22 protein-coding genes are annotated in these 21,885 nt (G+C 63.9%); 13 read left to right on the top strand and 9 right to left on the bottom strand.

The annotated features are described in order from the left end of the window. The 3 genes from AC1DXU_RS25945 to AC1DXU_RS25935 are packed head-to-tail and all read right to left on the bottom strand — an operon-like array spanning window position 1 to window position 3,623. Window positions 1-1,383, bottom strand: a complete 1,383-nt coding sequence (locus AC1DXU_RS25945) for a glutamine synthetase family protein (protein ID WP_477373570.1) — start codon at window positions 1,381-1,383, stop codon at window positions 1-3. A gap of 6 nt (window positions 1,384-1,389) precedes the next feature. Next, the gene (locus tag AC1DXU_RS25940; RefSeq protein ID WP_477373568.1) at window positions 1,390-2,673 is read right to left on the bottom strand and encodes a glycosyltransferase; all 1,284 of its coding nucleotides are present in this window, start codon (window positions 2,671-2,673) and stop codon (window positions 1,390-1,392) included. Between the two features lie 11 nt (window positions 2,674-2,684). Then, entirely contained in the window at window positions 2,685-3,623 is a 939-nt protein-coding gene (locus tag AC1DXU_RS25935; protein WP_477373567.1) for a GntR family transcriptional regulator, read from the bottom strand. A 235-nt stretch (window positions 3,624-3,858) separates the two neighbouring features. On the opposite strand from AC1DXU_RS25935, the gene AC1DXU_RS25930 reads away from it, so the two are divergent. The 9 genes from AC1DXU_RS25930 to AC1DXU_RS25890 all read left to right on the top strand — a co-directional run bounded on the left by AC1DXU_RS25930 (window position 3,859) and on the right by AC1DXU_RS25890 (window position 11,869). Beyond that, entirely contained in the window at window positions 3,859-4,923 is a 1,065-nt protein-coding gene (locus AC1DXU_RS25930) for a polyamine ABC transporter substrate-binding protein (protein ID WP_477373565.1), read from the top strand. A gap of 104 nt (window positions 4,924-5,027) precedes the next feature. Then, window positions 5,028-5,870, top strand: a complete 843-nt coding sequence (locus AC1DXU_RS25925) for an ABC transporter permease (protein WP_477373563.1) — start codon at window positions 5,028-5,030, stop codon at window positions 5,868-5,870. Continuing rightward, window positions 5,863-6,657 (top strand): ABC transporter permease, encoded by a 795-nt coding sequence (locus tag AC1DXU_RS25920; RefSeq protein ID WP_477373561.1) that lies wholly within the window; start codon window positions 5,863-5,865, stop codon window positions 6,655-6,657. The genes AC1DXU_RS25925 and AC1DXU_RS25920 overlap by 8 nt, the downstream gene beginning before the upstream one ends. After that, window positions 6,654-7,727: an ABC transporter ATP-binding protein gene (locus AC1DXU_RS25915; RefSeq protein ID WP_477373559.1), complete on the top strand. Its 1,074-nt coding sequence runs from the start codon at window positions 6,654-6,656 to the stop codon at window positions 7,725-7,727. The genes AC1DXU_RS25920 and AC1DXU_RS25915 overlap by 4 nt, the downstream gene beginning before the upstream one ends. 16 nt (window positions 7,728-7,743) lie before the next feature. Beyond that, the gene (locus AC1DXU_RS25910; RefSeq protein WP_477373557.1) at window positions 7,744-9,018 is read left to right on the top strand and encodes a glycosyltransferase; all 1,275 of its coding nucleotides are present in this window, start codon (window positions 7,744-7,746) and stop codon (window positions 9,016-9,018) included. Between the two features lie 238 nt (window positions 9,019-9,256). Beyond that, window positions 9,257-9,607: a cupin domain-containing protein gene (locus tag AC1DXU_RS25905; protein WP_477373555.1), complete on the top strand. Its 351-nt coding sequence runs from the start codon at window positions 9,257-9,259 to the stop codon at window positions 9,605-9,607. A gap of 18 nt (window positions 9,608-9,625) precedes the next feature. Continuing rightward, window positions 9,626-9,967 (top strand): cupin domain-containing protein, encoded by a 342-nt coding sequence (locus AC1DXU_RS25900; protein WP_477373553.1) that lies wholly within the window; start codon window positions 9,626-9,628, stop codon window positions 9,965-9,967. Window positions 9,968-9,995: 28 nt separating this feature from the next. Further along, on the top strand, window positions 9,996-10,340 hold the full coding sequence (locus AC1DXU_RS25895) for a cupin domain-containing protein (protein ID WP_477318781.1): 345 nt from the start codon (window positions 9,996-9,998) through the stop codon (window positions 10,338-10,340). A gap of 20 nt (window positions 10,341-10,360) precedes the next feature. Next, window positions 10,361-11,869 (top strand): aldehyde dehydrogenase family protein, encoded by a 1,509-nt coding sequence (locus AC1DXU_RS25890; RefSeq protein ID WP_477373551.1) that lies wholly within the window; start codon window positions 10,361-10,363, stop codon window positions 11,867-11,869. A gap of 24 nt (window positions 11,870-11,893) precedes the next feature. Here AC1DXU_RS25890 and AC1DXU_RS25885 read toward each other — a convergent pair whose 3' ends face one another. The 5 genes from AC1DXU_RS25885 to AC1DXU_RS25865 form a co-directional block, all read right to left on the bottom strand. Next, a complete protein-coding gene (locus AC1DXU_RS25885) occupies window positions 11,894-12,655 on the bottom strand; it encodes an SDR family NAD(P)-dependent oxidoreductase (RefSeq protein WP_477373549.1) in 762 nt (253 codons plus the stop codon). Window positions 12,656-12,666: 11 nt separating this feature from the next. Continuing rightward, window positions 12,667-13,479, bottom strand: a complete 813-nt coding sequence (locus AC1DXU_RS25880) for an ABC transporter permease (protein ID WP_477373547.1) — start codon at window positions 13,477-13,479, stop codon at window positions 12,667-12,669. Beyond that, window positions 13,479-14,342: an ABC transporter permease gene (locus tag AC1DXU_RS25875; RefSeq protein WP_477373545.1), complete on the bottom strand. Its 864-nt coding sequence runs from the start codon at window positions 14,340-14,342 to the stop codon at window positions 13,479-13,481. The genes AC1DXU_RS25880 and AC1DXU_RS25875 overlap by 1 nt, the downstream gene beginning before the upstream one ends. Window positions 14,343-14,409: 67 nt before the next feature. Beyond that, complete coding sequence (locus tag AC1DXU_RS25870; RefSeq protein WP_477373543.1) at window positions 14,410-15,573, bottom strand: ABC transporter substrate-binding protein; 1,164 nt, start codon at window positions 15,571-15,573, stop codon at window positions 14,410-14,412. Then, a complete protein-coding gene (locus AC1DXU_RS25865) occupies window positions 15,554-16,690 on the bottom strand; it encodes an ABC transporter ATP-binding protein (protein WP_477373541.1) in 1,137 nt (378 codons plus the stop codon). Before AC1DXU_RS25865 ends, AC1DXU_RS25870 begins: the two co-directional genes overlap by 20 nt. 303 nt (window positions 16,691-16,993) lie before the next feature. Between AC1DXU_RS25865 and AC1DXU_RS25860 the strand changes: the two genes are divergently transcribed. Beyond that, the gene (locus tag AC1DXU_RS25860; RefSeq protein ID WP_477318767.1) at window positions 16,994-17,716 is read left to right on the top strand and encodes a response regulator transcription factor; all 723 of its coding nucleotides are present in this window, start codon (window positions 16,994-16,996) and stop codon (window positions 17,714-17,716) included. Here AC1DXU_RS25860 and AC1DXU_RS25855 read toward each other — a convergent pair. After that, window positions 17,694-18,377 (bottom strand): GntR family transcriptional regulator, encoded by a 684-nt coding sequence (locus AC1DXU_RS25855; protein ID WP_477318765.1) that lies wholly within the window; start codon window positions 18,375-18,377, stop codon window positions 17,694-17,696. The two genes, AC1DXU_RS25860 and AC1DXU_RS25855, sit on opposite strands and share 23 nt — an antisense overlap. 292 nt (window positions 18,378-18,669) lie before the next feature. Here AC1DXU_RS25855 and AC1DXU_RS25850 point away from each other — a divergent pair, with 292 nt between their 5' ends. From AC1DXU_RS25850 to AC1DXU_RS25840, 3 genes are read left to right on the top strand one after another with little or no spacing between them, the layout of a single operon-like run. After that, window positions 18,670-19,797 (top strand): BMP family ABC transporter substrate-binding protein, encoded by a 1,128-nt coding sequence (locus AC1DXU_RS25850; protein WP_477318763.1) that lies wholly within the window; start codon window positions 18,670-18,672, stop codon window positions 19,795-19,797. 27 nt (window positions 19,798-19,824) lie between these two features. Then, window positions 19,825-20,949, top strand: a complete 1,125-nt coding sequence (locus AC1DXU_RS25845) for an ABC transporter permease (RefSeq protein ID WP_477373539.1) — start codon at window positions 19,825-19,827, stop codon at window positions 20,947-20,949. Beyond that, window positions 20,949-21,875 carry an ABC transporter permease gene (locus tag AC1DXU_RS25840; protein ID WP_477318759.1) on the top strand — a complete coding sequence of 309 codons (927 nt, stop codon included), beginning with the start codon at window positions 20,949-20,951 and terminating at the stop codon, window positions 21,873-21,875. Before AC1DXU_RS25845 ends, AC1DXU_RS25840 begins: the two co-directional genes overlap by 1 nt. The last annotated feature ends 10 nt before the right edge of the window (window positions 21,876-21,885 follow it).

The raw sequence follows: 21,885 nt of genomic DNA, 5'->3' as shown, positions 1-21,885 counted from the left end.
TCACACCTTCAGCAGCAGGTGATCGCGTTCCCAGCTCGTCACCACGCTCTGGAACAGGTCGAGCTCGACGCTCTTGACGCGCAGATAGGACTGGAAGAAGTCCTCGCCGAGCAGCGCCCGCACCGGGTCGCAAGCGGTGAAACGATCCAGCGCCTCCTCCATGGTTTTCGGCAGCGTGCTCTTGATCTTGTAGGCATTGCCCGACGCCTCGGCCGAACGCGCCAGCTTCTGCTCGACACCGAGATAGCCGGCGAGCAGCGAGCCGGCGATTGCCAGATAGGGATTGGAATCCGCACCGGGCAGCCGGTTCTCAATTCGCCGCGCGGCGCGGCCGCCGGCCGGCACGCGCAGGCCGCAGGAGCGGTTGTCGTGCGACCATTCGATATTGGCCGGCGCGCTGTGGTTCGGCCTTATCCGGCGGAACGAGTTCACGTTCGGCGCAAACAGCGGCATGATCTCCGGCACATATTTCTGCAGGCCGCCGATGAAATGGCCGAACATCTCGGTGTCGGCATCGTCAGCGCTCGCAAACAGCGCAGCGCCGGTCTTCTCGTCGACGACAGACATGTGCAGGTGCATCGAACTTCCCGCCTGCGCCGCGATCGGCTTGGCCATGAAGGTGGCATGCATGCCGTTCTGCTGTGCGGCCTGGCGCGTCAGCCGTTTGAACAGCAGTACCTGGTCGGCCAGCGGCAGCGCATCGCCATGCAGCAGATTGATTTCCAGCTGCGCCGTGCCGGATTCATGGATGAGCGTGTCGAGCGGCAGACCGGCGGCTGCGGCATAGTCATAGACGCGCCGGATCACCGGCTCGAATTCTTCCAGCGCCGCCATGTCATAGGGATGCTGTGAGGCTTCGGCGCGGCCATTGGCGCCGACCGGCGCGGTCAGCGGCTGATCGGGATTGGGGTTAGGTGAGGTGAGATAGAATTCGACCTCCGGCGCAACCACCGCGCGCCAGCCGCGTTGGCGGTAGAGATCGAGCACGGCGCGCAGCACATGCCGCGGCGAGGCCATCCATGGCCTGCCGTCCATGTGGAAGGCGTCGGCAAAGACATAGGCCTTGCCCGCACCACCGCCCGGCGCCAGGCAGAGCGTCGAGATATCGGGCACCATGCGCATGTCCGGGTCCGCATAAGCAAAACCTTCGTCGATCGAGCCGGAGTAACGGCCATCGATGGTGACCAGAAACGCGCTGCTCGGCAGATAGAGTGCGCGGTCTTCCAGCGCTTTGAGGAATTTGGCCGTCGGCAGGGCCTTGCCGCGCAAAACGCCATTCAAGTCGGGCACCAGGCATTCAACCTCGTTGATGCCGTGCTGGGAGAGCCAGGCCTTGGGATCGTTGCCGGTGAAGAGAGCGGTATTCGTACTTTTGTCGTGCATTTTGGTTCACGTACCTATGAGAGAAAGAATGGCTTCAGCGGCCACATCTGTTCCGGGTTTCAGCGCCATCTCGGCTGCATTCTCCTTCAGGCGGGCGCGCATCGCATCGTCGGCCAAAAGGCCAAGAATAGCTCTCTCCAATCCTCCTTCGGTCCAGCCGTCACGGCCGATATGGTCACCGACGCCTGTCTCTCCGGCGCGGCGCGCATTGTCGTGTCCGTCCCAGCAATAGGGCATGATCAGTGACGGCACGCCGAAGCGCAGCGCTTCGCAAAAACTGTTGTTGCCACCGTGATGGATGAACAGGTCGGATTTCGCCACCACCGAGGGCTGCGGAAACCAGGCGTCGAGATAGACATTGTCCGGCACCGCGCGATAGGCGTCGCGCAGTCCGCCGACATTGACGATGAAGCGCGCCGGCAGTCTGTCGAACACGGCAAGCATGCGCTCGATCAGGCCGACATCCATGGCGCCAAGGCTGCCGAAGCTGACATAGACCAGCGGCCCGCCCTTGCGCGGAAAGACCGGCACCTCGAACGGCCCTTCCGAACGGACGCAGCCTTCGAGATAGACGAAGCGCTGCGGATCGAGCGGCTCGGCACGCTCGCGACGCACGATCGTCGGTGTCAGCAGCAGATTGAGGTCGGGTGAGGATTCCAGGAACAGGCCCTTGGGCAGCGGCGCCAGGCCGGCATCGACGCGAAAACGGTTGAAGCGGTCATGCGCCGGTGCCGATGCCGAGAGATAGCGAGCCTCAAAGGCGGCGCGTTGCGGGTCGTCAGTGCCAAGCCCCGAGAGATAGGGAGGGATCTGTGCGTCGGGAAGCTCGGTCTCGGCGCAGGAGACGACACGCACCCACGGACAGCCGGCGGCGGCCAGCGCCGGGAACATGATGACGTTGTCGAGCACCACCGCGTCCGGCTTCAGCCGCGCCAGCAATTGGCGCAGCGGCGCCTCGGCATTGACCGCGGTGTCGACGATCGCTTCCCAGGTCGGCGCGACATAGGTTTCGAGCTGGTCGATCGGGCTCAGCCTGAAATGCGGCAGGTGCCGGCGCACGAAGGCTTGCCAATAGCTCTGGCGCTCGCTGTCGCTCAGCGGATCGTCGGTCGGCAGCTGGTATTCCTGAAAACCGTAATCGGCAAAGACGCCGGAGAAACCGGCATGACAGATGAACACCGGCCGTGCGCCACGGGCGCGCAAGGCTTGCGCGATGCCGACGCAATTCAACGCCGCGCCAAAACTCGCTTCGGGAAACAGCGCGATGGTCGGGCTGGCTTTGCGCGTCAACGAGATCCTCATCAATCCGGCCGGCTGATCATGCCGAACAATGCGGGGGCCCCGCGACTGGCCGCCTGCGGGCGCTGGCTGCGCGACAAGCGCAGATGCACGCGAAGCAGATCGGCTGCCACCTCATACTGCCGGCTTTCGAGATGGTCGAGTATGGTCAGGTGCTCGCGCAACGACTGCTTCAGCCGGAAGACGTTGACGCCGGTATAGGTGCCCGGCAGCCGGCGCAGCCTGAGATGATCGGACAGCGCATCGGTGACGAAGCGGTTGGCGGCGCCATCGGCGATCATGCCGTGAAACTCGATGTCCAGCCGCTGGAACTCCCTGGTGTCGAACGCCGCGTCGGGCAGCCCCGCCAGCGCTTCCATGCCATGGCGCAGGACCGCCGCACGCGCGCCATCCAGCCGGAAGCCGGGCGCCACTATGGCCGCCGGTTCCAGCAGCAGGCGGAACTCGTAGCTTTCGCCTTGCGCCTCGGGATCATCCGGCGCCCGCCGGAAAAGCCAGGACTGCCCCGGCGCGCGGTCAAGAAGATTCTCCTCCGTCAGTCTCTGAAGCGCTTTTAGTACCGTCTTTCGCTCGGTATTGTACCGCCGCATCAGCCCACCGACGGTCACCGTCTGGTCAAGCCGCCGTGCCGACCGGTCGCGCAGGATCGCTTCGGTAAGCTCATCCTCCTCGGTAACAGGCAATTCCCTCGCGATCGCCGCCTGCGCGGCAAGATCGACGGCCAGGCGGTAGCCGGTCTCAGCCTCCCAGCGCACCACGCCCTGCTCGGTGAGCAGGCGCAACGCGGCCCGCACCGGCGTCCGCGAGACATTGCACAGCGAGGCGATCTGCTGTTCCGGTAAATGCACACCGGGTCCAAAGCCGCGCTGCCGGGCGACATCCAGGATGCGCTGCGCCAGATCGAGATGGTTGGTGCGGGGGCGTCGGGCTGCGGCTTGCATGACTGGTCTCGGGAACGGACGGGACGGCCAAGGTTTGGACGATCGCCGTCGCCGACGCAATCGGCCAGATTCCTTGGTCGTTTGTCAGATTATGGATTGACGTACTTTTTTCTGCAATAGTACTGTCAGGTCAATCGGCGATAAAGACCGGGGAACTGGATCGAAGCAGCGGCACGGACCGCAAGCGCCGGTCCAACGAATGAAATTCGACGATCAACCGGAATGGGAGTCTGTCATGACCGCCACTTTTCTGCGGCACCGTTCGCTGAAGATGTCTTCAATCGCGCTTGGCCTTGGCCTGGTGCTGTCGGCGCCAGCCGCCGCCGCCGACCTCGTCATCTCCAACTGGGACGGCTACATGGCGCCCGATGCCATGGCCGCCTTCAAGACCGCCACCGGCGTTTCCGGCGAGGTCGTGGTGCACGCCACCAATGAAGAAATCATGGGCAAGCTCATCGCCGCCGGCGGCAAGGGCTATGACGTGGTCTTCGTGTCCTCGCCCTTCGCCGAGGTGCTGAACAAGCTCGGCCTGACCGAGCCGATCGACCACGCCAAGGTCCCCAACCTCGCCAACCTCTACCCGGAAGCGACCAAGCTGCCGCACGATGTCGGCAACACATTTTCGGTGCCCTATACCTGGGGCACGACCGGCCTCTGCTACCGCTCGGATCTGGTGAAGGTGGCGCCAACCAGCTGGAGCGATCTGCTGGCCCCGTCCGACGACCTCAAGGGCAAGACCACCATGCTGGCGACCGATCGCTGGCTGCTTGCCGCCGGCCAGCTCGACAAGGGCTATTCGGTCAACGAGACCGATCCGGCCAAGATGGCCGAGGTCAAGGACCTGCTGATCTCGGCCAAGAAGACCTTGCTCGCCTATGACGACACCACCTTCTATTCCAAGCTGGTGTCGGGCGAAGCGCTGATGGTGCAGGCCTGGGACGGCTGGTGCAACTACGGCATCGCCGACAAGCCCGAGATCAAATATGTGATTCCGAAGGAAGGCTCGGACCTGTGGGTCGACACGATGGTGGTGATGAAGGCGTCCGAACACAAGGACGCCGCCTTCCAGTTCATCAACTTCATGCTCGATGCCAAGAACCACGCCTGGGCGGCCCAGAACATCGACTACAAGGTGCCGAACAAGCCGGCCATGGAAAGCCTGCCGGCCGATTTCCTGGCAAAATTCCCCAACATGGCGATGCCGGTGGCCGACCTCGTCAAGTTCGAACAACTGCGTGACGTCGGCGATGCCCAGCGCGACTATTCGAAGATCGTCAGCGAGATCAAGGCCGCGCAGTAAGCGACCTCAAACCAGAGATCACGGCCGACGGCGGATTTCCGCCGTCGGCCGCTGAATGCGGTACCCTAATCGTGTCATCAACCAGACTTCGATCCTCCTTGCTGATGGCCCCGGCGCTGGCCTGGCTGACCGCCTTGATGGTGGTGCCATGCGCGCTGGTGCTGGCGCTCGCCTTCTTCCGGCGCGGCATCTATGGCGGGATCGAATACACCTTCACGCTGGAAAATTTCGGACTCGTGTTCGACCCGCTCTATGCAGGCATCTTCCTCAACTCAGCGCGCATCGCCGGCACCGCAACCCTGATCGCGGTGGTGATCGGCTATGCCGCCGCCTATGCGATTGCTGCTGCACCGCGCCGCTGGCAACCGGTGTTTTTGTTCTTTGCCGTGCTGCCCTTCTGGTCGAACTATCTGATCCGCACCTATGCCTGGATCGTGCTGCTCAACCGCGAGGGCCTGATCACCCAGCTCTTGCGCTGGTTCGGTTACACCGGCGAGCCGCCATCGCTGCTCTACACCGAGGGTGCTGTCATCGCCGGCCTCGTCTACAACTATCTGCCTTTCGTCATCCTCGCCTGCTACGCACCGCTGTCGCGGCTCAACCCGGAACTCGCCGAAGCCTCGCGAGACCTCGGCGCTTCTGCCGCCACCACCTTTCGCCGGGTCATCCTGCCGCTCACCGTGCCCGGCATCGCCGCCGGCGCGGTCTTCGTCTTCGTGCTGTCGATCGGCAATTTCGTCACCCCGGCGCTGCTCGGCGGCGGCCGTTTCCAGATGATCGGCAATCTCGTCTACGACCAGTTCCTGACCGCCAATGACTGGCCCTTTGGCGCTGCCTTGGCGATGGCGCTGATCGCCATCATGCTTTTGGTGCTGATGGCGCAGGCGCTGGCCGCCAATCGCGCCTCAGGCCAGACCGCGCAAGCCGGGGGCGACGCCGATGGCTGAGCGCTCCCCCGCCACGCGGCGCACGCTCTGGCTGGTGCTGAGCCTGGTCTTCGCCTTCCTCTACATCCCGATCGCCGTGCTGGTGGCGCTGTCCTTCAATGAAGGCGGACTGCCAACGGCATGGTCGGGCTTTTCGCTGAAATGGTATGTCTCGCTGGCCGGCAATTCGGCGATCCTGTCGGCCGCGCTCAACACGCTGATCGTGGCGCTGGTCTCGACCGCAATCGCCACCTTGCTCGGCACGCTGCTGGCGATCGGCGTCGAGATGCGCCGCCAATATGGCAAGGGGCTCGAAGCGCTGATCTTCGCGCCGATGATCATTCCCGACATCGTGCTGGCGATCGCGCTGCTCTCGTTCTTCTCGATGCTCAACCTGACCATGGGCCTGCACACCATCATCCTTGCCCATGTGGTCTTCAACCTCGCCTTCGTCTGTTCGGTGGTTCGCGCGCGACTGAAGAGTTTCGACTGGTCGATCGTCGAGGCCTCCGCCGATCTCGGCGCCTCCGCCATCACCACCTTCCGGCGGGTGACATTGCCAGTCATCCTGCCGGCGGTGATCGCCGGCGCGCTGCTCGCCTTCACATTGTCGGTCGACGAGTTCATCATCGCCTTCTTCACCGCCGGCGCCGGCCGTGCCTCGACCACGCTGCCGATGCAAATCTACGCCATGATCCGCTTCGGCATCACGCCGGAGATCAACGCGCTGGCAACCATCGTCATGGCAGTCTCGATCACCGCGCTGACCCTGTCGCAGCGGCTCAATCGCGGGGTCATCGGCCAATGAGCGAACCGCGCACGTTGCTGGCCATCGATCATGTGTCGAAGAATTTCGGCCGCGTCACCGCCGTTGACGGCATCTCGCTCGACATCCGCGAGAACGAGTTCTTCGCGCTGCTTGGTCCCTCGGGCTGTGGCAAGACCACGCTGTTGCGGATGCTGGCCGGTTTCGAGACGCCCAGTGACGGGCGCATCCTGCTCGATAACAGAGACATCGCGAAAATCCCGCCCAACAAGCGGCCGGTCAATCTGATGTTTCAGTCCTACGCGCTGTTCCCGCATATGAGCGTCAGGGCCAATGTCTCCTACGGCCTCGAGATGGAGCGTTTGCCGGCCGCCGAAATCCGCTCCCGTGTCGACGCCATCCTGGCGACGACCGAGCTCGTCCCTTTCGCCGACCGCAAGCCGGAGCAATTGTCGGGCGGCCAGAAGCAGCGCGTCGCGCTCGCCCGTGCCCTGGTCAAGCGGCCGCGGCTGCTGCTGCTCGACGAGCCGCTCGGCGCGCTCGACAAGAAACTGCGCGGCGCCATGCAGCTGGAGCTGAAGCGCCTGCAGCACGAGGTCGGCATCACCTTCGTCATCGTCACCCATGACCAGGAAGAATCGCTTGTCATGGCCGACCGCATGGCGGTGCTCAGGGATGGCAGACTGCTGCAATGCGACACGCCGCACGCGATCTACGAACATCCGGCTGACCGTTTCGTCGCCGACTTCATCGGCGTGATGAATTTCGTGCCGGGCAAGACCGCGGCTGACGGCGTTCTGGCGGCCAACGGCGCACGGATTGCCGGCAAGGTTCCCACGACGCTTTCGCCGGGCGCCGCTGCCCTGGCGTCGGTGCGGCCCGAGCGTATCCGGCTGTTCCCGTCCGGTGAGACCGCCAACCGCACCACCGGCATCGTTGAGGCGCTGGCCTACCACGGGCTCGACCTGCAACTGCATGTCCGCACGTCCCTGTCGCCAAAACCGTTCCTGGTACGCGTCACCGCCGACGCCGCCGACCGTCGGCCGGTTTCGTCCGGCGACGCTGTCGAACTCGGCTGGGACGCCGCCGACGTCAGAATTTTCGCAGAGTGATTGAAGGAGAAGCCTGATGGCGCAAAAGACGATCGCGTTTTTCCCCGAAGCGGCCTTTGGCCCGGCGCTCAATTCCGTCGGCATCGCCCAGGCCGTCGAGGCACGCGGCCACAAAGCGGTGTTCCTGTCCGATCCCGGCTTCGTCGACGTCTACAAGGGTTACGGCTTCGAGGCCCATCCGGTGAACCTGTCCGAGCCGATGCCGCCCGAGCAGATGGCCAAGTTCTGGGAGGACTTCATCAACGGCCACATCCCGAATTTCCGCAAATCGCCCTACGACCAGGTCGACAATTACGTCAAGGATTGCTGGACGGCGATCGTCGACAGCGCCAAATGGGCGCAGAAGGATCTGCCGCGCGTTCTCAACGCCATCAAGCCCGACGTGATCTGCGTCGACAACGTCATCCTGTTCCCGGCGATCAAGCAGTACGGCAAGCCGTGGGTGCGCGTCATCTCCTGCTCGGAAAACGAAATCGAGGACGAGGACATCCCGCCGCATCTCTCCGGCTGTGGCGAGAACGACCATGCCGGACACCAGCGCTACCGCGATCATTTCAACGCCGTCATCAAGCCGATCCATGACGACTTCAACGCCTTCCTCACCGCCAACAACGAGGCGCCCTATCCGGTCGGCCAATTCTTCGAGGCCTCGCCCTTTCTCAATTTGCTGCTCTACCCCGAAGCAGCGAAATTCAAGCGCCGCCATCCGCTCGATCCGGCAAAATTCCAGTATCTCGAAGGCTGCGTGCGGCAGGAGAAGCCGTACACGGTGCCCACTTTTGCTGAGAGCAATGACGGGCCGCTGCTCTATGTCTCCTTCGGCAGCCTGGGCGCCGGCGATGTCGATTTGCTGAAGCGCATCATCGCGACATTGGGCAAGACGCGCTACCGCGCGCTGGTCAATGTCGGCGGCTACAAGGATCAGTACACAGACGTGCCCGGCAACGTCATCGTCGACAGCTGGTTCCCGCAGCCCTCGGTCATCCCGCAGGTCGACGCCGTGATCCACCATGGCGGCAACAACTCGTTCACCGAGTGCCTCTATTTCGGCAAACCGGCCATCATCATGCCCTATGTCTGGGACGGCCACGACAACGCCACACGCGTCGAGGAGACCGGCCACGGTTTCGGCATGCCGCGCTACGACTGGACCGATGCCCAGCTGATCGCCAAGCTAGAGGCTTGCCTGACCGACCCGAAAATGAAGGCGAAGCTGGCGAAGACCTCGGCGCAGATGCGGTCGCAGAATGGACCGGAGAAGGCTGCGGGGTTGCTGGAGACGCTGCTGTGAGTGCAATGCTTGAGGTTCTGAGCCAAGGCACCCCCCTCTGGCCTGCCGGCCATCTCCCCCTCAAGGGGGGAGATCAGCTGTCGCCACCGCTTTCGCCAATCGCAGAGCTCACAAGAAATGTGCCGTCATTGGGGCTGCCAATCTCCCCCCTTGAGGGGGAGATGTCCGGCAGGACAGAGGGGGGCCTCGCAGGGCGGCAGCGGATCGCGATTGAGCATCATGATCATGGAGCACGCCCATGACCTCCTCCGCGCCGCACCTCCGCCAAGCCTCAACGCGCACCGACCTCGTCGACTGGGGCGCCCAGCCGGATGCGCTGGACGGCGCGTCGCACTCCACCGGCAGGCTGGTGCACAAGGGGCCGAACAACCAGCCGGAATCCGGCATCTGGGTCTGCACGCCGGGCCGCTGGCGGCTGGCGATCCCGCGCGACGAATTGTGCCATTTCGTCGCCGGCCGCGCGACCTACCGATCGGATGTCGGCGAGGTGATAGAAGTCGCCGCGCAAACCGTGGTCATGTTCCCGGCCGGCTGGGCCGGCGAATGCACTGTCCACGAGACCATCCGCAACATCTGCATGCTAGCCTGATCACTGGAGTTCCAATATATGCCGACACCTTATTGGCCGAACGCTGCCTCGGTAGCGCTGGACGACTGGGGCGCGAGCTCGTCGCCGATCGCCGGTTCGCCGCACGCCTCCGGCAAGATCCTGTCGCAGAATTCGGACGGATCGAGCGAATGCGGCCTGTGGTCATGCACGCCCGGCACGCGCCACATCATCTTCGCGGCCGATGAGTTCTGCCATTTCCTGTCCGGGCGCGGCAGCTATATCCATGAGAATGGCGAGCAGGTCCCGGTCGAGGCCGGGACGCTGGTGTTCTTCCCCGCAGGCTGGACCGGCACCTCCATCATCACCGAAACGCTGACCAAGGTCTTCATGTGCCGGTAAGCACCGAAACTCATCAAGGAATATCCATATGACCACGCCGATCATGAAATCGCCGCTCGCCATTACCGACCTCGTCGACTGGGGCGTCATTCCGACAATGATCGAAGGCGAATCCCGCACTTCCGGCAAGCTGTTGCACAAGGGGCCGGAGGGCCGTTCCGAATGCGGTCTGTGGGTCTGCACGCCCGGCAAATGGCACTGCCACGTCACACGCGACGAGTTCTGCCATTTTCTCGAGGGCCGCTGCACCTACGTCCACGAATCCGGCGAGGTGATCGAGATCGAGCCCGACACGGCGGCGTTCTTCCCGCAGGACTGGAAGGGCGTCTGCACCGTCCACGAGACGATCAAGAAGGTCTACATGATCCGCTGAGCGGACTTGAAAGGACGACCATGGACTTCTCCGCTGACCGGCCGGCTTTCTTCGTCAATCCGGATTACCGGCCCATGGCCGGCGCGAACAAACCGGTGATCGATCCGGCGACGCTGGAAACGGTTGGCGCGATCGCGTCGGCCAGCGATGGCGAGATCGACGCCGTGCTGACAGCGGCAACGAAGGCGCAAGCGGTGTGGAAAAAGCTCGACGCCAAGAGTCGCGCCAAGCATCTGCACGCGGTCGCCAACGCCATCGAGGCGGCAGACTTCACCCGCTGCGCCGAGCTGATGGTGCGCGAGATGGGCAAGCCCTATCCGGAAGCCATCGGCGAGATCGCCAATTGCGCGCCGATCTTCCGCTACTATGCCGAGATGGCGCGGGACGATGCGGGCAAGGTCGCCGGCACGACGCAGGCGGGCTCGTTCCAATATGCGCGCTACGAGCCTTACGGCGTCTCCGTCCACATCATGCCCTACAACTTCCCGATCCTGCTGATGTGCTGGACCGTCGCTGCTTCGCTTGCCGCCGGCAATGCCTGCATCATCAAGCCTGCCGAGGCGACGACGCTGTCGACCCTCGATTACATGACCGTGTTCCGCTCGCTGCCCGAAGGCCTGGTCTCCTGCGTGCCCGGCGGCACGGCCACCGCGCAGGCGCTGATCGCTTCCGACCGCACCCATGCCGTTGCCTTCACCGGCTCGGTCGCCGCCGGCAAGGCGGTTGCAGTGGCTTGCGCCGAACGCATGAAGCCGTGCGTCATCGAGGCCGGCGGCAGCGATCCGCTGATCATCAGCGAACATGCCCCGCTCGATGTGGCGGCGGCCGGTAGCGTCACCGCCGCATTCCATCTCACCGGCCAGGTCTGCACCTCGGCCGAGCGCTTCTTCGTCGTCGATTCCGTGCATGACCGTTTTGTCGATCTGTTTGCGCAGAAGACCCGCGCGCTGCGCATCGGCAACGGGCTGGACAAAACCGAGATCGGGCCGCTGGTCAGCGAGGCGGCACGGGCGAAAGTGATGCGGCTGGTCGACGATGCCATCCGCAGCGGCGCCAAAGCGGTTACTGGCGGACGCATTCCGCCGGCGCACAATGTCGGCTGGTTCTACGAGCCGACCATCCTCACTGGCGTCACGCCTGATATGGCCATCGTGCGCGAAGAGTGCTTTGGGCCGGTCGCCGCGATCTGCCGGGTGAGAGATTTCGACGAGGCGATCAGGTTCGCCAATGACAGCCCGTTCGGGCTCGGCGCTTCCGTCTTCACCACTGATCTTGCCGAGGCGCATGAGGCGGCCGAGCGGCTCGAGGCCGGCATGGTCTGGGTCAACAATCCGCTGATCGACAATGACGCGCTGCCCTTCGGCGGCTGGAAGGCCTCGGGCCTCGGCCGTGAGCTCGGACGCCAGGGGCTGGATGCTTTCCGGCGCTCGAAGATGGTGATCATCGACCACAAGCCGGCAATCCAGGAATGGTGGTATCCCTATCCCGACAGCTGGTTCCGCGAAGCCGGCGGCCGCAAGCACGTCTGAGGCGACGCGGACACAAGCAACAGCTCAGCCGATGCTTTCACCGCCGTCGATCACCAAAGCCTGGCCGGTCATGAAGGACGAGCGGTCGGAGACCAGAAACAGGATCGCTTCGGCGATCTCTTCGGCACTCGCCCAGCGCTGCATCGGGATCTTGGTGCGGACATAGCGCTCGATCGCCTCGCGTCCGCCCATCTGCGCGATGAACGGCTCGTTGAACGGCGTGTCGACCCAGCCCGGACAGAGCGCGTTGACGCGGACATTGTGTCGGGCATAGTCGAGCGACATCTGTCTGGTCATCGCCACCACGGCATGCTTCGACGTCGCATAGGCGATCATCTCGCGGTCGTAGAACACCCCTGAATTGGAAGCGGTGTTGAGGATGACGCCGCCGCCCTGTGCGATCATCGACGGCATGACGATCCTCGCCGCCAGAAACTGCGCCCGCACATTGATCCGCCACGAGGCATCCATGCCGTCGATGCCGACTTCGGTCAGCGTGCCGCCGACCTGGATGCCGGCATGATTGTGCAGGATGTCGATCCGTCCATGCTGGCTGAGCGTGCCGGCAATGAGCTGCTCGACCGCTGCGTCCTCGCCGACATCGGTCGCCACCGCCTCGGCCCTGCCGCCGGCAGCACGGATGTCGCAGGCCGTTGCTTCACCGGCCGCCTGATCCCGGTCGGCGATCACCACCACCGCCCCTTCCTTCCCCATGATCATGGCGCCGGCGCGCCCGATGCCCGACCCGGCGCCCGTCACCACGGCGATGCGATCTCTCAAAATCATGATGTCGTCTTTCAGTGCGATGGTTTTCGTTGGCGCAACTGCCATTGGGCAAGCACCACGAGCAGGATGGAGGCGACGAGCACGATCGTCGCAATGGCGTTGATCTCCGGCGTCACCCCGCGCCGGATCGAGGCAAAAACATAGATAGGCAAGGTCGTCTGCGCGCCGGCGACGAAGAAGGCGACGATGAAATCGTCGAACGAAAATGTGAAGGCGAGCAGGAAGCCGGCGATCACCGCCGGCAGGATCTGCGGCAGCACGATCGAACGGAACGTCGTCAGCGGCGTGGCGTAGAGATCGCTCGACGCCTCGACCAGGTTGCGGTCGAGGCTACCAAGCCTGGTGCCGACGATCATCGCCACCAGCGCCATCGAAAACAGCCCATGCGCGGCGATGATCGAGCCATAGCCGAGCGCCAGGCGCGGCGGCTGGTCGTTCGGCCACAGCGAGGCGAGGAACGGATTGACGACGGCAAACAGCTGGACCAGCGCGACCAGCGTCGAGATGCCGATGACGACGCCCGGAACGACGATCGCCGCACCCAGCAACGCGTCGAAGACAGCCCGCGTCCGCACGCTGACCCGCTGCAGGCCGAGTGCCGCCGCGGTGCCGCACAGCGCCGCCAGCAAGGCGCTGGTGGTGGCGATGAACAGGCTGTTCTTCAGCGCTTCGACCAGGAACGGGTTCGACAGCGCCTTGCCGTACCATTGCACGGAAAAGCCGGTGAACTCGCTGGCGTGGTGGCCGGCGTTGAACGAGAACAGCACCACCAGCGCGATCGGCAGATAGAGGAAGGCAAAGACGGCAACGACGAAGGCGCGCATCAGATCATATCCACCCGGCGAGCGCCGGAAAGCCGGGTCGAGATGCGGTTGGCGGCGATCAGCACCACCACCGAGACCAGAACCAGCGTGATGGCGATGGCCGAACCGAACGGCCAGTTGCGCGACTGCAGGAACAGATCGACCAGCGCATTGCCGATGAAGAACACCTTGCCGCCGCCAAGCAGCGTCGGGATCAGATATTCGCCGAGCAGCAGGATCATCACCAGCGAGAAGCCGGTCATGACGCCCGGCAGCGACAGCCGCAGCGTCACGCCTAGGAATGTCGAGATGGGCGTAGCACCGAGATCGGCGGAAGCTTCCAGCAGCCGGCGGTCGAGCCGCTCGAGGCTGACATAGATCGGCAGGATCATCAGCGGCAGATAGCCATAGACGATGCCGAGCAGCACCGCGCCCGGCGTGTTGATCAGCCTGACATCTTCGAGCCCGATATAGGCCAGCAACGCCGGGATGCCGCGTCCGCCAAGCACATACATCCAGGCATAGGTGCGCATCAAAAGGCTGGTCCAGAACGGGATGACGACGAGTGCGAGCAGGATCAGCCGCCAGCGCTCCGGCGCGCGCAGGGCGAGGTAATAGGCAACCGGATAGGCGACGAGCAGGCAGGCCAGCGCGCCTATCGGCGCCAGCACCATCGTGTTCCAGAAGGCGGTCGCCCGCGCCGGCAGATTGGCATATTGCGCCAGCGTGAAGGCGGCCTGGTAGCCGCCTTCCGGCGCCCGCTCGCCGACGCTGAAGACGGCGATGGCGACGAATGGCAACACCAGGAAGACGACCAGCCATGCGGCCGCCGGACCGAGCAGCAAGGCGGTCACAAGGTTTCTGCGAAAAAGGCTGCCATGCATTAGAGAACCGTCCCCGGTTCCGGCGGACATAGGCCCGCCGGTCAAGTGTCTGCGTCAGGCCGGCCGTTCAAGCCGACTTGAAGCGGGCCATCAGCTCGGCGCGGCCCGGATCGGTCAGCGTCGCCGCCGCGCCGAATTCCAGCGGCTTCAACAGTTCCGCCGCGGGATAGAGGATCGGATTGTCCAGAACCTCCTTGGGCAGCAGCGCATTGACCCGCGCATCGGTCGACGGCGCACCGTTGGCAAGATGCTCCTTGACCGCAATTTTCGGGTTCATCAGGTAGTTGAGCAGCGCATAGCCGGCGGGCTTGTTCGGCGCATCCTTGGGGATGGCGTAGAAGTCGGTCCAGATCTCGCCGCCTTCCTTGCCCAGCACATAGGCAATCTCGGGAATGTCCCGATTGAGCTGCGCCCCATCATTGGTCCAGCACATCGTCATCCAGGCGTCGCCGGCGCGCATCGACGGCTGATAGTCGCTGGAAACCGCGAACAGATGCGGCTTGACCTTGAGTAGCAATTCCTCCGCCTTGGCGAGCTCGTCCGGCTTCAGCGAGTTGAACGAGAAGCCGAAATACTTCAGCGCATTGCCGATGGTGGTCAGCTGGTAGTCATGCACCATGGTGCGGCCATCGCCTTCCGCCATCGCGGTGTCCCAGAACTCCTTCCAGCTCGCCATCGGCTTGGTCAGCTTCTTGGTGTTGACAGAAAATCCTGTCGTGCCCCAGTTCTTCGGCACTGCATAGATCGTCCCGTCGATGGTGCCTTCCGAGGTGAAGCGCGGGTCTTCCTGAGTGCCGTCGAAATTGGCCAGCTTGGCCATGTCGAGCGGTTCGATGATGGCGAGCTTCTTGTAGGTCGAGATCGTGTAGTTGGTCGGCACGAACAGGCTCCAGCCCGAAGCGCCGGCCTGCAGCTTGGCCAGCATTTCCTCGTTCGAGCCGAAGACATTGACTTCGACGGCCACGCCGGTCTCGGCCTTGAAGCTCTCGAACGTTGCCGGGTCATGATAGTTGGGCCAGGTGGCGATCGACATGCGGTCGCCAAGGCTTTCCGCGGCGTAGGCCGGTGTCGGCATGATGCCGAGCTCGCGCGCCATCACCGCCGTTGCGATGCCAAGACCGGTGAGGCCAAGGAACTCGCGGCGGCCGATCGAGCCGCGCTTCAGGCGCATCAGTTGATCGACGAATTTCTCAGGGCTTATCGGCAGTCCGTCACGATAGGATTTCGACATGTTTGTTTTCCCTCTGGTTGGTCCCGTTGTTCTTGGGCTCCGGAAACGCCAGCGGCGCCCCAGTGGCAAAGCCGATGGCGACGGGTTCACCCGGCTTGAAGAGATTGCCCTGGCCGATCACATGGTCGGCCTTGGCGAGCAGCGTTCCGATGCCCTCGACCTCGATGGCGTACTCCGCGGTCGAGCCGAGAAAAATCCGGTTGCGGACAATGCCCTTCAACCGGCCGCTTGCCGCAGCGCCGAGGCTGAGCGATTCCGGGCGCAGGCTGACCGACACGGCTTCGCCGTGGCGCAGTGTCGTCCGCTTGCGCGCTGCAATGACGGTGCCGTCGGCCAGCATTACCTCGACGAGGTCGCCGGAGAAGCCGGCGACCGTGCCGCTCAACAGATTGGTCTTGCCTACGAAATCGGCGACGAAGAGATCGGCGGGCTCGTCATAGATCTCGCTTGGCTGTCCGAGCTGGACGATGCGGCCGCCATTCATGACGCAGACGAAATCGCTCATCGACAGCGCTTCTTCCTGGTCGTGGGTGACAAGGACGAAGGTGATGCCGAGCTCGCGCTGCAGGTTCTGCAGTTCGATCTGCATGTCGGTGCGCAGCTTCTTGTCGAGCGCCGCCAGCGGCTCGTCCAGCAAAAGCACCGCCGGCTTGTTGACCAGCGCGCGCGCCAGCGCGACACGCTGCTGCTGGCCGCCGGAAAGCTCGTGGATCTTGCGGCGGCCGTAGCCGGCAAGCCGCACCATGGCCAGCGCCTCGCCTGCCCTTAAGCTGATCTCGCGCGACGACAGCCGCGGCCGGGCCTGGCGCAGCCCGTACGCAATGTTGTCCTCGACATCGAGATGCGGAAACAGCGCATATTGCTGGAACACCATGTTGACCGGCCGCCGATAGGGCGGCGTGCCGGCCATATCCTGGCCGCGGATGAACACCGCACCTTCGCTTGGCTGTTCAAACCCGCCGATCATACGCAGGCAAGTGGTCTTGCCGCAGCCGGACGGCCCGAGCAGCGCGACAAAGGCCGATGGCGGAATGGCGAGATCGATGCCGCTGACCGCCGTCACGCTGCCGTAGCGTTTGGTCACGCCGCGAAACTCGATGTCGGGCACTGCGGTCAAGGTTGCGGCTCCAGCACGCGCATGACCCCGAAAATCGGAACCGATTTTCGGAAAGGATCATGCGCCAAATCAAAGTTCTACAGCGTCCTTTGCGCGTCCGAAGGACGCGCGGCGCTGTAGGGCAATTTCGAAACGCTACCAGAGCCAATGGCGGCTGGTATATACCTCGCAGGTGGTATATTTGATCTATTTTCTCGTTTAAAGGGGTATAAACTGAGCGCATCCCGCAGCGACGACTACAACGACCTCGCCGCCGTCATCGCCGCGACACGCGAGACGAGCGGTGACCTTTTCGGCAAGGCGATGGTCGACTGGCTGCGGCAGCATGTCAGTTTCGATCACTGCGTGGTCTTCGGCTATCGCGGTGCGGCGCGCCCGCCAATGCTGTTCGAGACATTTTCACCGACCGAGAGTCACATCTTCGTCGCGCTCTATCAGGAAGGGCCTTATCTGCTCGACCCGTTCCACCATGCGGCGGTCGAGCGCAAGGAAGGCTTCTGGCGTATGCGCGAACTGGCGCCGGACCGCTTCTATGCCAGCGAATATTATCGCTCCTACTACAGCCAGACCAGGCTTGCCGAGGAGGTCGGCTTTTTCGTCCCGCTGGCAGGCAAGGATGCGCTGGTGCTGTCGCTGATGCGATTGCGCGCGTCGGGACCGTTCGGAACCGCCGATGCCAGGCTGCTGCGCGACATGGCGCCGGCGGTGATCAACTTCGCCAGGCTGCGCTGGCCGGGTTTGCCGACGGACGAAGCGGCAACGGCGCCACGCGGCGAAACCGTCGCTGCGGTCAACGAGTTCGACCGGGCCCACATCTGGAAGAGCCTGTCGCTGACCTCGCGCGAAAAGCAGGTCGTCGATCTGGTGCTGCAGGGGCATTCCACGGAATCAATCGCCCGGGCGATGCGGATCGTGCCGGGGACGGTGAAGGTCCATCGCCGCAACATCTACCGCAAGCTCAAGATCAAGTCGCAGGCCGGTCTCTTCGCCCGCTTCGTTGAGATCATAGACGCGCAGGCGCGATAGTATCCGAATGCACCGGGTCGACGGTGGCAAAGACGGCGCTGGCCTCACTGACGATCGAAACGTGATCCCTGGCGGCGTTGCCGGCGGCAGTGCCATCACCACGCATGATCGCGGTGACGATCGCGTCATGCTCCTTCCAGGATTTGGCCAGACGACCCGGCAGCATGAATTGCGCACGGCGGAAGGGTGCCAGGCGGCTGCGGGTCATCACCGTCATTTCATAGATATGCGTGTTGTGGGCGCCGCGATAAAGCCGGCTATGGAACTCGGTGTTGAAATATTCATAGTCCTCCTCGGCGCCCAGCTGCACCAGCCGCGCCGAGCCCTGATGTTCTATCTCGAGCGCGCGGCGCTCGCCGCCGGTCATGCGCTTGGCTGAGAAGCGGGCGCAAATCGCTTCCAGTTCGGCCATGCTTTCGAACATCGAGGCGAGGTGTTCCTGCGTTACCACGGCGACGATGGCGCCCCGGTTGGGCCGCCTTTCGACCAGGCCCATGGCACTGAGATGACCGAGCGCCTCGCGCACCGGCGTGCGTGAGACGTCGAAGCGGGCGGCGAGCGAAGCCTCATCGAGCTTTTCGCCGGGGCGCAGGAAGCCGGTGACGATGCGGTCACCGATCGCCCTCACCATCTGATCGACGGTAGTGCCCGACCTGATCAAACTGCGCTTTCCCGACACGTCTCCTCCGTCCAATCCTTTGCAGGGTTGGCTCGCGGGCCAGTCCCGACTCGGGTCGCCTCACTCTATGCCTCTATTTTAATCTACCTGTCAAACTGGCTATTTTCAAGGCAAAAAGTGCATGCAATTGCCTTTCGCTTGTGCAGGCAGCATCGGCAGTATAACTGATTTTATTGGATAAATTTTGATTTCTGAACTGGCACGCTGATTGCATGCACTTTCCTGAGAAGGCGTTAACCGACCCGGAAAAGGGTCCTACAGGGGAGCATAAGAGATGACCGACAGATTCATGCTTAGCCGCCGCCAGCTGCTCAAGACCTCTGCCGCAGGAGCAGCACTTGGCATTGCCTCGGCAGCCTTTCCCATCAGCAGGGCCTTCGCCGCGGCCGCCACCGTCGGCTTCATCTATGTCGGGCCGAAGGACGACTACGGCTACAACCAGGCGCATGCCGAGGGTGCGGCGGCGCTGAAGGGCATCGAGGGCATCTCCATCGTCGAGGAAGAGAACGTCCCCGAGACGGTCGACGTCCAGAAGACAATGGAATCGATGATCAATCTCGACGGCGCCTCGCTGATCTTCCCGACCTCCTTCGGCTATTTCGATCCGCACATGCTGGCCATGTGCGCGAAATTCCCCGACGTGCAGTTCCGCCATTGCGGCGGCATGTGGAACAAGGACAAGCATCCGATGAATGCCGGCTCCTATTTCGGCTATATCGGCATGGGCCAGTATCTCAACGGCGTCGTCGCCGGCCACACCTCGAAGACCAAGAAGCTCGGCTTCGTCGCCGCCAAGCCGATCCCGCAGGTGCTGCTCAACATCAACTCCTTCCTGCTCGGCGCACGCTCGGTCGACCCGACGATCACCTGCCAGGTCATCTTTACCGGCGAGTGGTCGCTGGCGGTCAAGGAGGCGGAAGCCACCAACGCGCTGGTCGATCAGGGTGCCGACGTCATCACTTGCCATGTCGACAGCCCGAAGGTGGTGGTCGAGACGGCCGCCGGACGCGGCGCCTTCATCTGCGGCTATCACGCCAACCAGAGCCCGCTGGCGCCCGAAAAATACCTGACCGGCGCCGAATGGAACTGGGCCAAGGTCTACAAGATGTTCGTCGACGACCTCGTCGCCGGCACGCCGCTGCCCAATTTCACCCGCGGTGGCCTGGCCGATGGTTTCGTCAAGATGAGCCCGCTTGGTCCCGCCGTCGGCGAGCCGGCCCACAAGCAGTTCGACGCCACGCTGGCCGAGATGATGAAGGGTGGCTTCTCCGTCATCAAGGGTCCGTTGAAGAGCAACAAGGGCGTTGTCGTCGCCACCGAAGGCCAGGCCTTCGTCGAGACCGCCATCGAACTCGAAAGCATGGACTATCTCGTCGAGGGTGTCGTCGGTTCGACCGCCTGAAGCTGAACGCGCGCACGGAGACGGGCCATGGCAGATACGGTCAGCAGCGCGGATGCACCGGCAGTGTTCGGCGCCAGGAGCTATCCGGCGGCGCTGGAATGGATTGCCCGGCGGGCGGAAGCCTTCGTCATTCCGCTCGCGGCTCTGGTCGTCGGCATGGTCCTGTTCAGCCTGTTCATCGCGCTGGTCGGCAAGTCGCCGCTCCAGCTCTATGAAACCATGTGGCGCGGCGGTTTCGGCTCGTGGTTTTCGATCCAGAACTCGCTGTCGCGCGGAGCCCCGCTGCTGCTTGCCGCGCTCTGCGTGGCGCTGCCGGCCCGGCTCGGCCTCGTCGTCATCGGTGGCGAGGGCGCTATCGTGCTCGGCGGCGTCGCTGCCGCTGCCACAGGCGTGGCGCTGGGCGGCGCGCCATCATCAATCGTCATTCTTGCCATGGGCGTGGCGGGCATGGCCGCCGGCGGCATCTGGATCGGTGCCGTCGGCGCGCTTCGCCACTACCGCGCCGTCAACGAAACCATCTCCAGCCTGCTGATGGCCTATATCGCCATCGCCCTGATGAACCATCTGGTGGAAGGACCACTGCGCGATCCCGCCTCGCTCAACAAACCCTCGACCCAGCCGCTGGCCGACGCCTATCGCATCGGCAACATTCCGGGCATGGAGGTGCATTGGGGCCTTGTCGTCGGCATCGTTGCCTGCGTCCTGTCCTGGCTGCTGATCGAAAAGACCCGCTGGGGCTTTGCCGCCCGCATCGCCGGCGGCAATGTCAGGGCAGCCCAGGTGCAGGGGCTGGCCGTCGGACCGCTGATCGTCGGCTTCACCGCGCTTGCAGGCGGCTTCGCCGGCCTTGCCGGCATGCTGGAAGTCGGCGCCGTGCAAGGCAGCGCCAATGCCTCGCTCGCCGCCGGCTACGGCTATACTGGCATTCTTGTTGCCTTCCTTGCCCGCCACAACCCGCTGGCCATCATCCCTGTCGCCATCCTGCTTGGCGGCATCAACGCGTCCGGCGGCCTGATTCAGCGCCGCATGGACCTGCCCGATGCCACCGTGCTGGTGCTGCAAGGCATGCTGTTCGTCGTCATCCTGTTCAGCGAAACCTTCTACGGCCGCTTCAAGGCCTTCAATCCCGACCTCTGGAAGCGAGGCGCCTGATGGACGCAACCGAGATCGGACTGTGGGGCGTTCCGCTCGCCATCCTCGGCGGCGCCATCCGGGTGTCGACACCCTTCATCTTCGTGTCGCTTGGCGAAGCCATCACCGAACGCTCCGGCCGCATCAATCTCGGCCTCGAGGGCACGCTGGTTTTCGGCGCCATGACCGCCTATGCGGTGGCGGTGATGACCGGCTCGCCCTGGCTCGGCCTGCTGGCGGCCGCCGCGGCCGGCCTGTGCTTCGGCCTGTTCCACGGCTGGATCTGCAAATTTCCCGGGGTCAACGACATCGCCATCGGCATCGCGCTGATGCTGCTCGGCTCCGGTCTCGCCTTCTTCTTCGGCAAGCCATTCATCCAGCCGTCGGCGCCCGACCTGCCGGCCATTCCCTTCGGCGACTGGTCCGATATTCCGCAGGTACAGGCGGCGCTCAACGTCAATGTGCTGTTCCTGATCGGCGCGGCACTGGCGGTGTTCCTGTGGTGGGCTTTCCGCAACACCCGCGCCGGCCTGATCCTGCGTGTGGTCGGCGACAGTTCCGACGCGGCGCGCGCCATGGGCCTCAACCCCAACACCGTGCGCCTCATTGCCACTGGGGTCGGCGGAGCGCTAGCCGGCATCGGCGGCGCCTATCTGTCGCTCTACTATCCCGGCAGCTGGACCGAACGCATTTCGTCCGGCCAGGGGCTGATGGCGGTAGCGCTGGTCATCTTCGCGCGCTGGAACCCGCTCGGCTGCTTTGCCGCCGCCTTGCTGTTCGGCGGCGCCGGCGCGCTCGGCCCGGCGCTGCAGTCGGTCGGCGTCACGCAAGGCTACTATCTGTTCTACGCCGCTCCCTACATCCTCACCCTGATCATCATGATCGCCACCTCATCGCCGAGCCGTTCGCTTGCCGGCGCGCCGGGCGAATTGTCGATCACCAAATGACTGGAGTTTT

The organism is Mesorhizobium sp. P3_A10, assembly GCF_056403175.1.
The sequence above is the reverse complement of the archived record's forward strand: the minus strand, read 5'-3'. Positions and strand labels throughout refer to the sequence as shown.

Excerpts from the sequence above, each read along its gene's own strand:
- AC1DXU_RS25945 (WP_477373570.1), bottom strand. The coding sequence starts at position 1,383 with ATGCACGACAAAAGTACGAATACCGCTCTCTTCACCGGCAACGATCCC.
- AC1DXU_RS25935 (WP_477373567.1), bottom strand. The coding sequence starts at position 3,623 with ATGCAAGCCGCAGCCCGACGCCCCCGCACCAACCATCTCGATCTGGCG.
- AC1DXU_RS25930 (WP_477373565.1), top strand. The coding sequence starts at position 3,859 with ATGACCGCCACTTTTCTGCGGCACCGTTCGCTGAAGATGTCTTCAATC.
- AC1DXU_RS25925 (WP_477373563.1), top strand. The coding sequence starts at position 5,028 with ATGGCCCCGGCGCTGGCCTGGCTGACCGCCTTGATGGTGGTGCCATGC.
- AC1DXU_RS25920 (WP_477373561.1), top strand. The coding sequence starts at position 5,863 with ATGGCTGAGCGCTCCCCCGCCACGCGGCGCACGCTCTGGCTGGTGCTG.
- AC1DXU_RS25915 (WP_477373559.1), top strand. The coding sequence starts at position 6,654 with ATGAGCGAACCGCGCACGTTGCTGGCCATCGATCATGTGTCGAAGAAT.
- AC1DXU_RS25910 (WP_477373557.1), top strand. The coding sequence starts at position 7,744 with ATGGCGCAAAAGACGATCGCGTTTTTCCCCGAAGCGGCCTTTGGCCCG.
- AC1DXU_RS25905 (WP_477373555.1), top strand. The coding sequence starts at position 9,257 with ATGACCTCCTCCGCGCCGCACCTCCGCCAAGCCTCAACGCGCACCGAC.
- AC1DXU_RS25900 (WP_477373553.1), top strand. The coding sequence starts at position 9,626 with ATGCCGACACCTTATTGGCCGAACGCTGCCTCGGTAGCGCTGGACGAC.
- AC1DXU_RS25895 (WP_477318781.1), top strand. The coding sequence starts at position 9,996 with ATGACCACGCCGATCATGAAATCGCCGCTCGCCATTACCGACCTCGTC.
- AC1DXU_RS25890 (WP_477373551.1), top strand. The coding sequence starts at position 10,361 with ATGGACTTCTCCGCTGACCGGCCGGCTTTCTTCGTCAATCCGGATTAC.
- AC1DXU_RS25885 (WP_477373549.1), bottom strand. The coding sequence starts at position 12,655 with ATGATTTTGAGAGATCGCATCGCCGTGGTGACGGGCGCCGGGTCGGGC.
- AC1DXU_RS25880 (WP_477373547.1), bottom strand. The coding sequence starts at position 13,479 with ATGCGCGCCTTCGTCGTTGCCGTCTTTGCCTTCCTCTATCTGCCGATC.
- AC1DXU_RS25875 (WP_477373545.1), bottom strand. The coding sequence starts at position 14,342 with ATGCATGGCAGCCTTTTTCGCAGAAACCTTGTGACCGCCTTGCTGCTC.
- AC1DXU_RS25870 (WP_477373543.1), bottom strand. The coding sequence starts at position 15,573 with ATGTCGAAATCCTATCGTGACGGACTGCCGATAAGCCCTGAGAAATTC.
- AC1DXU_RS25860 (WP_477318767.1), top strand. The coding sequence starts at position 16,994 with ATGGTCGACTGGCTGCGGCAGCATGTCAGTTTCGATCACTGCGTGGTC.
- AC1DXU_RS25850 (WP_477318763.1), top strand. The coding sequence starts at position 18,670 with ATGACCGACAGATTCATGCTTAGCCGCCGCCAGCTGCTCAAGACCTCT.
- AC1DXU_RS25845 (WP_477373539.1), top strand. The coding sequence starts at position 19,825 with ATGGCAGATACGGTCAGCAGCGCGGATGCACCGGCAGTGTTCGGCGCC.
- AC1DXU_RS25840 (WP_477318759.1), top strand. The coding sequence starts at position 20,949 with ATGGACGCAACCGAGATCGGACTGTGGGGCGTTCCGCTCGCCATCCTC.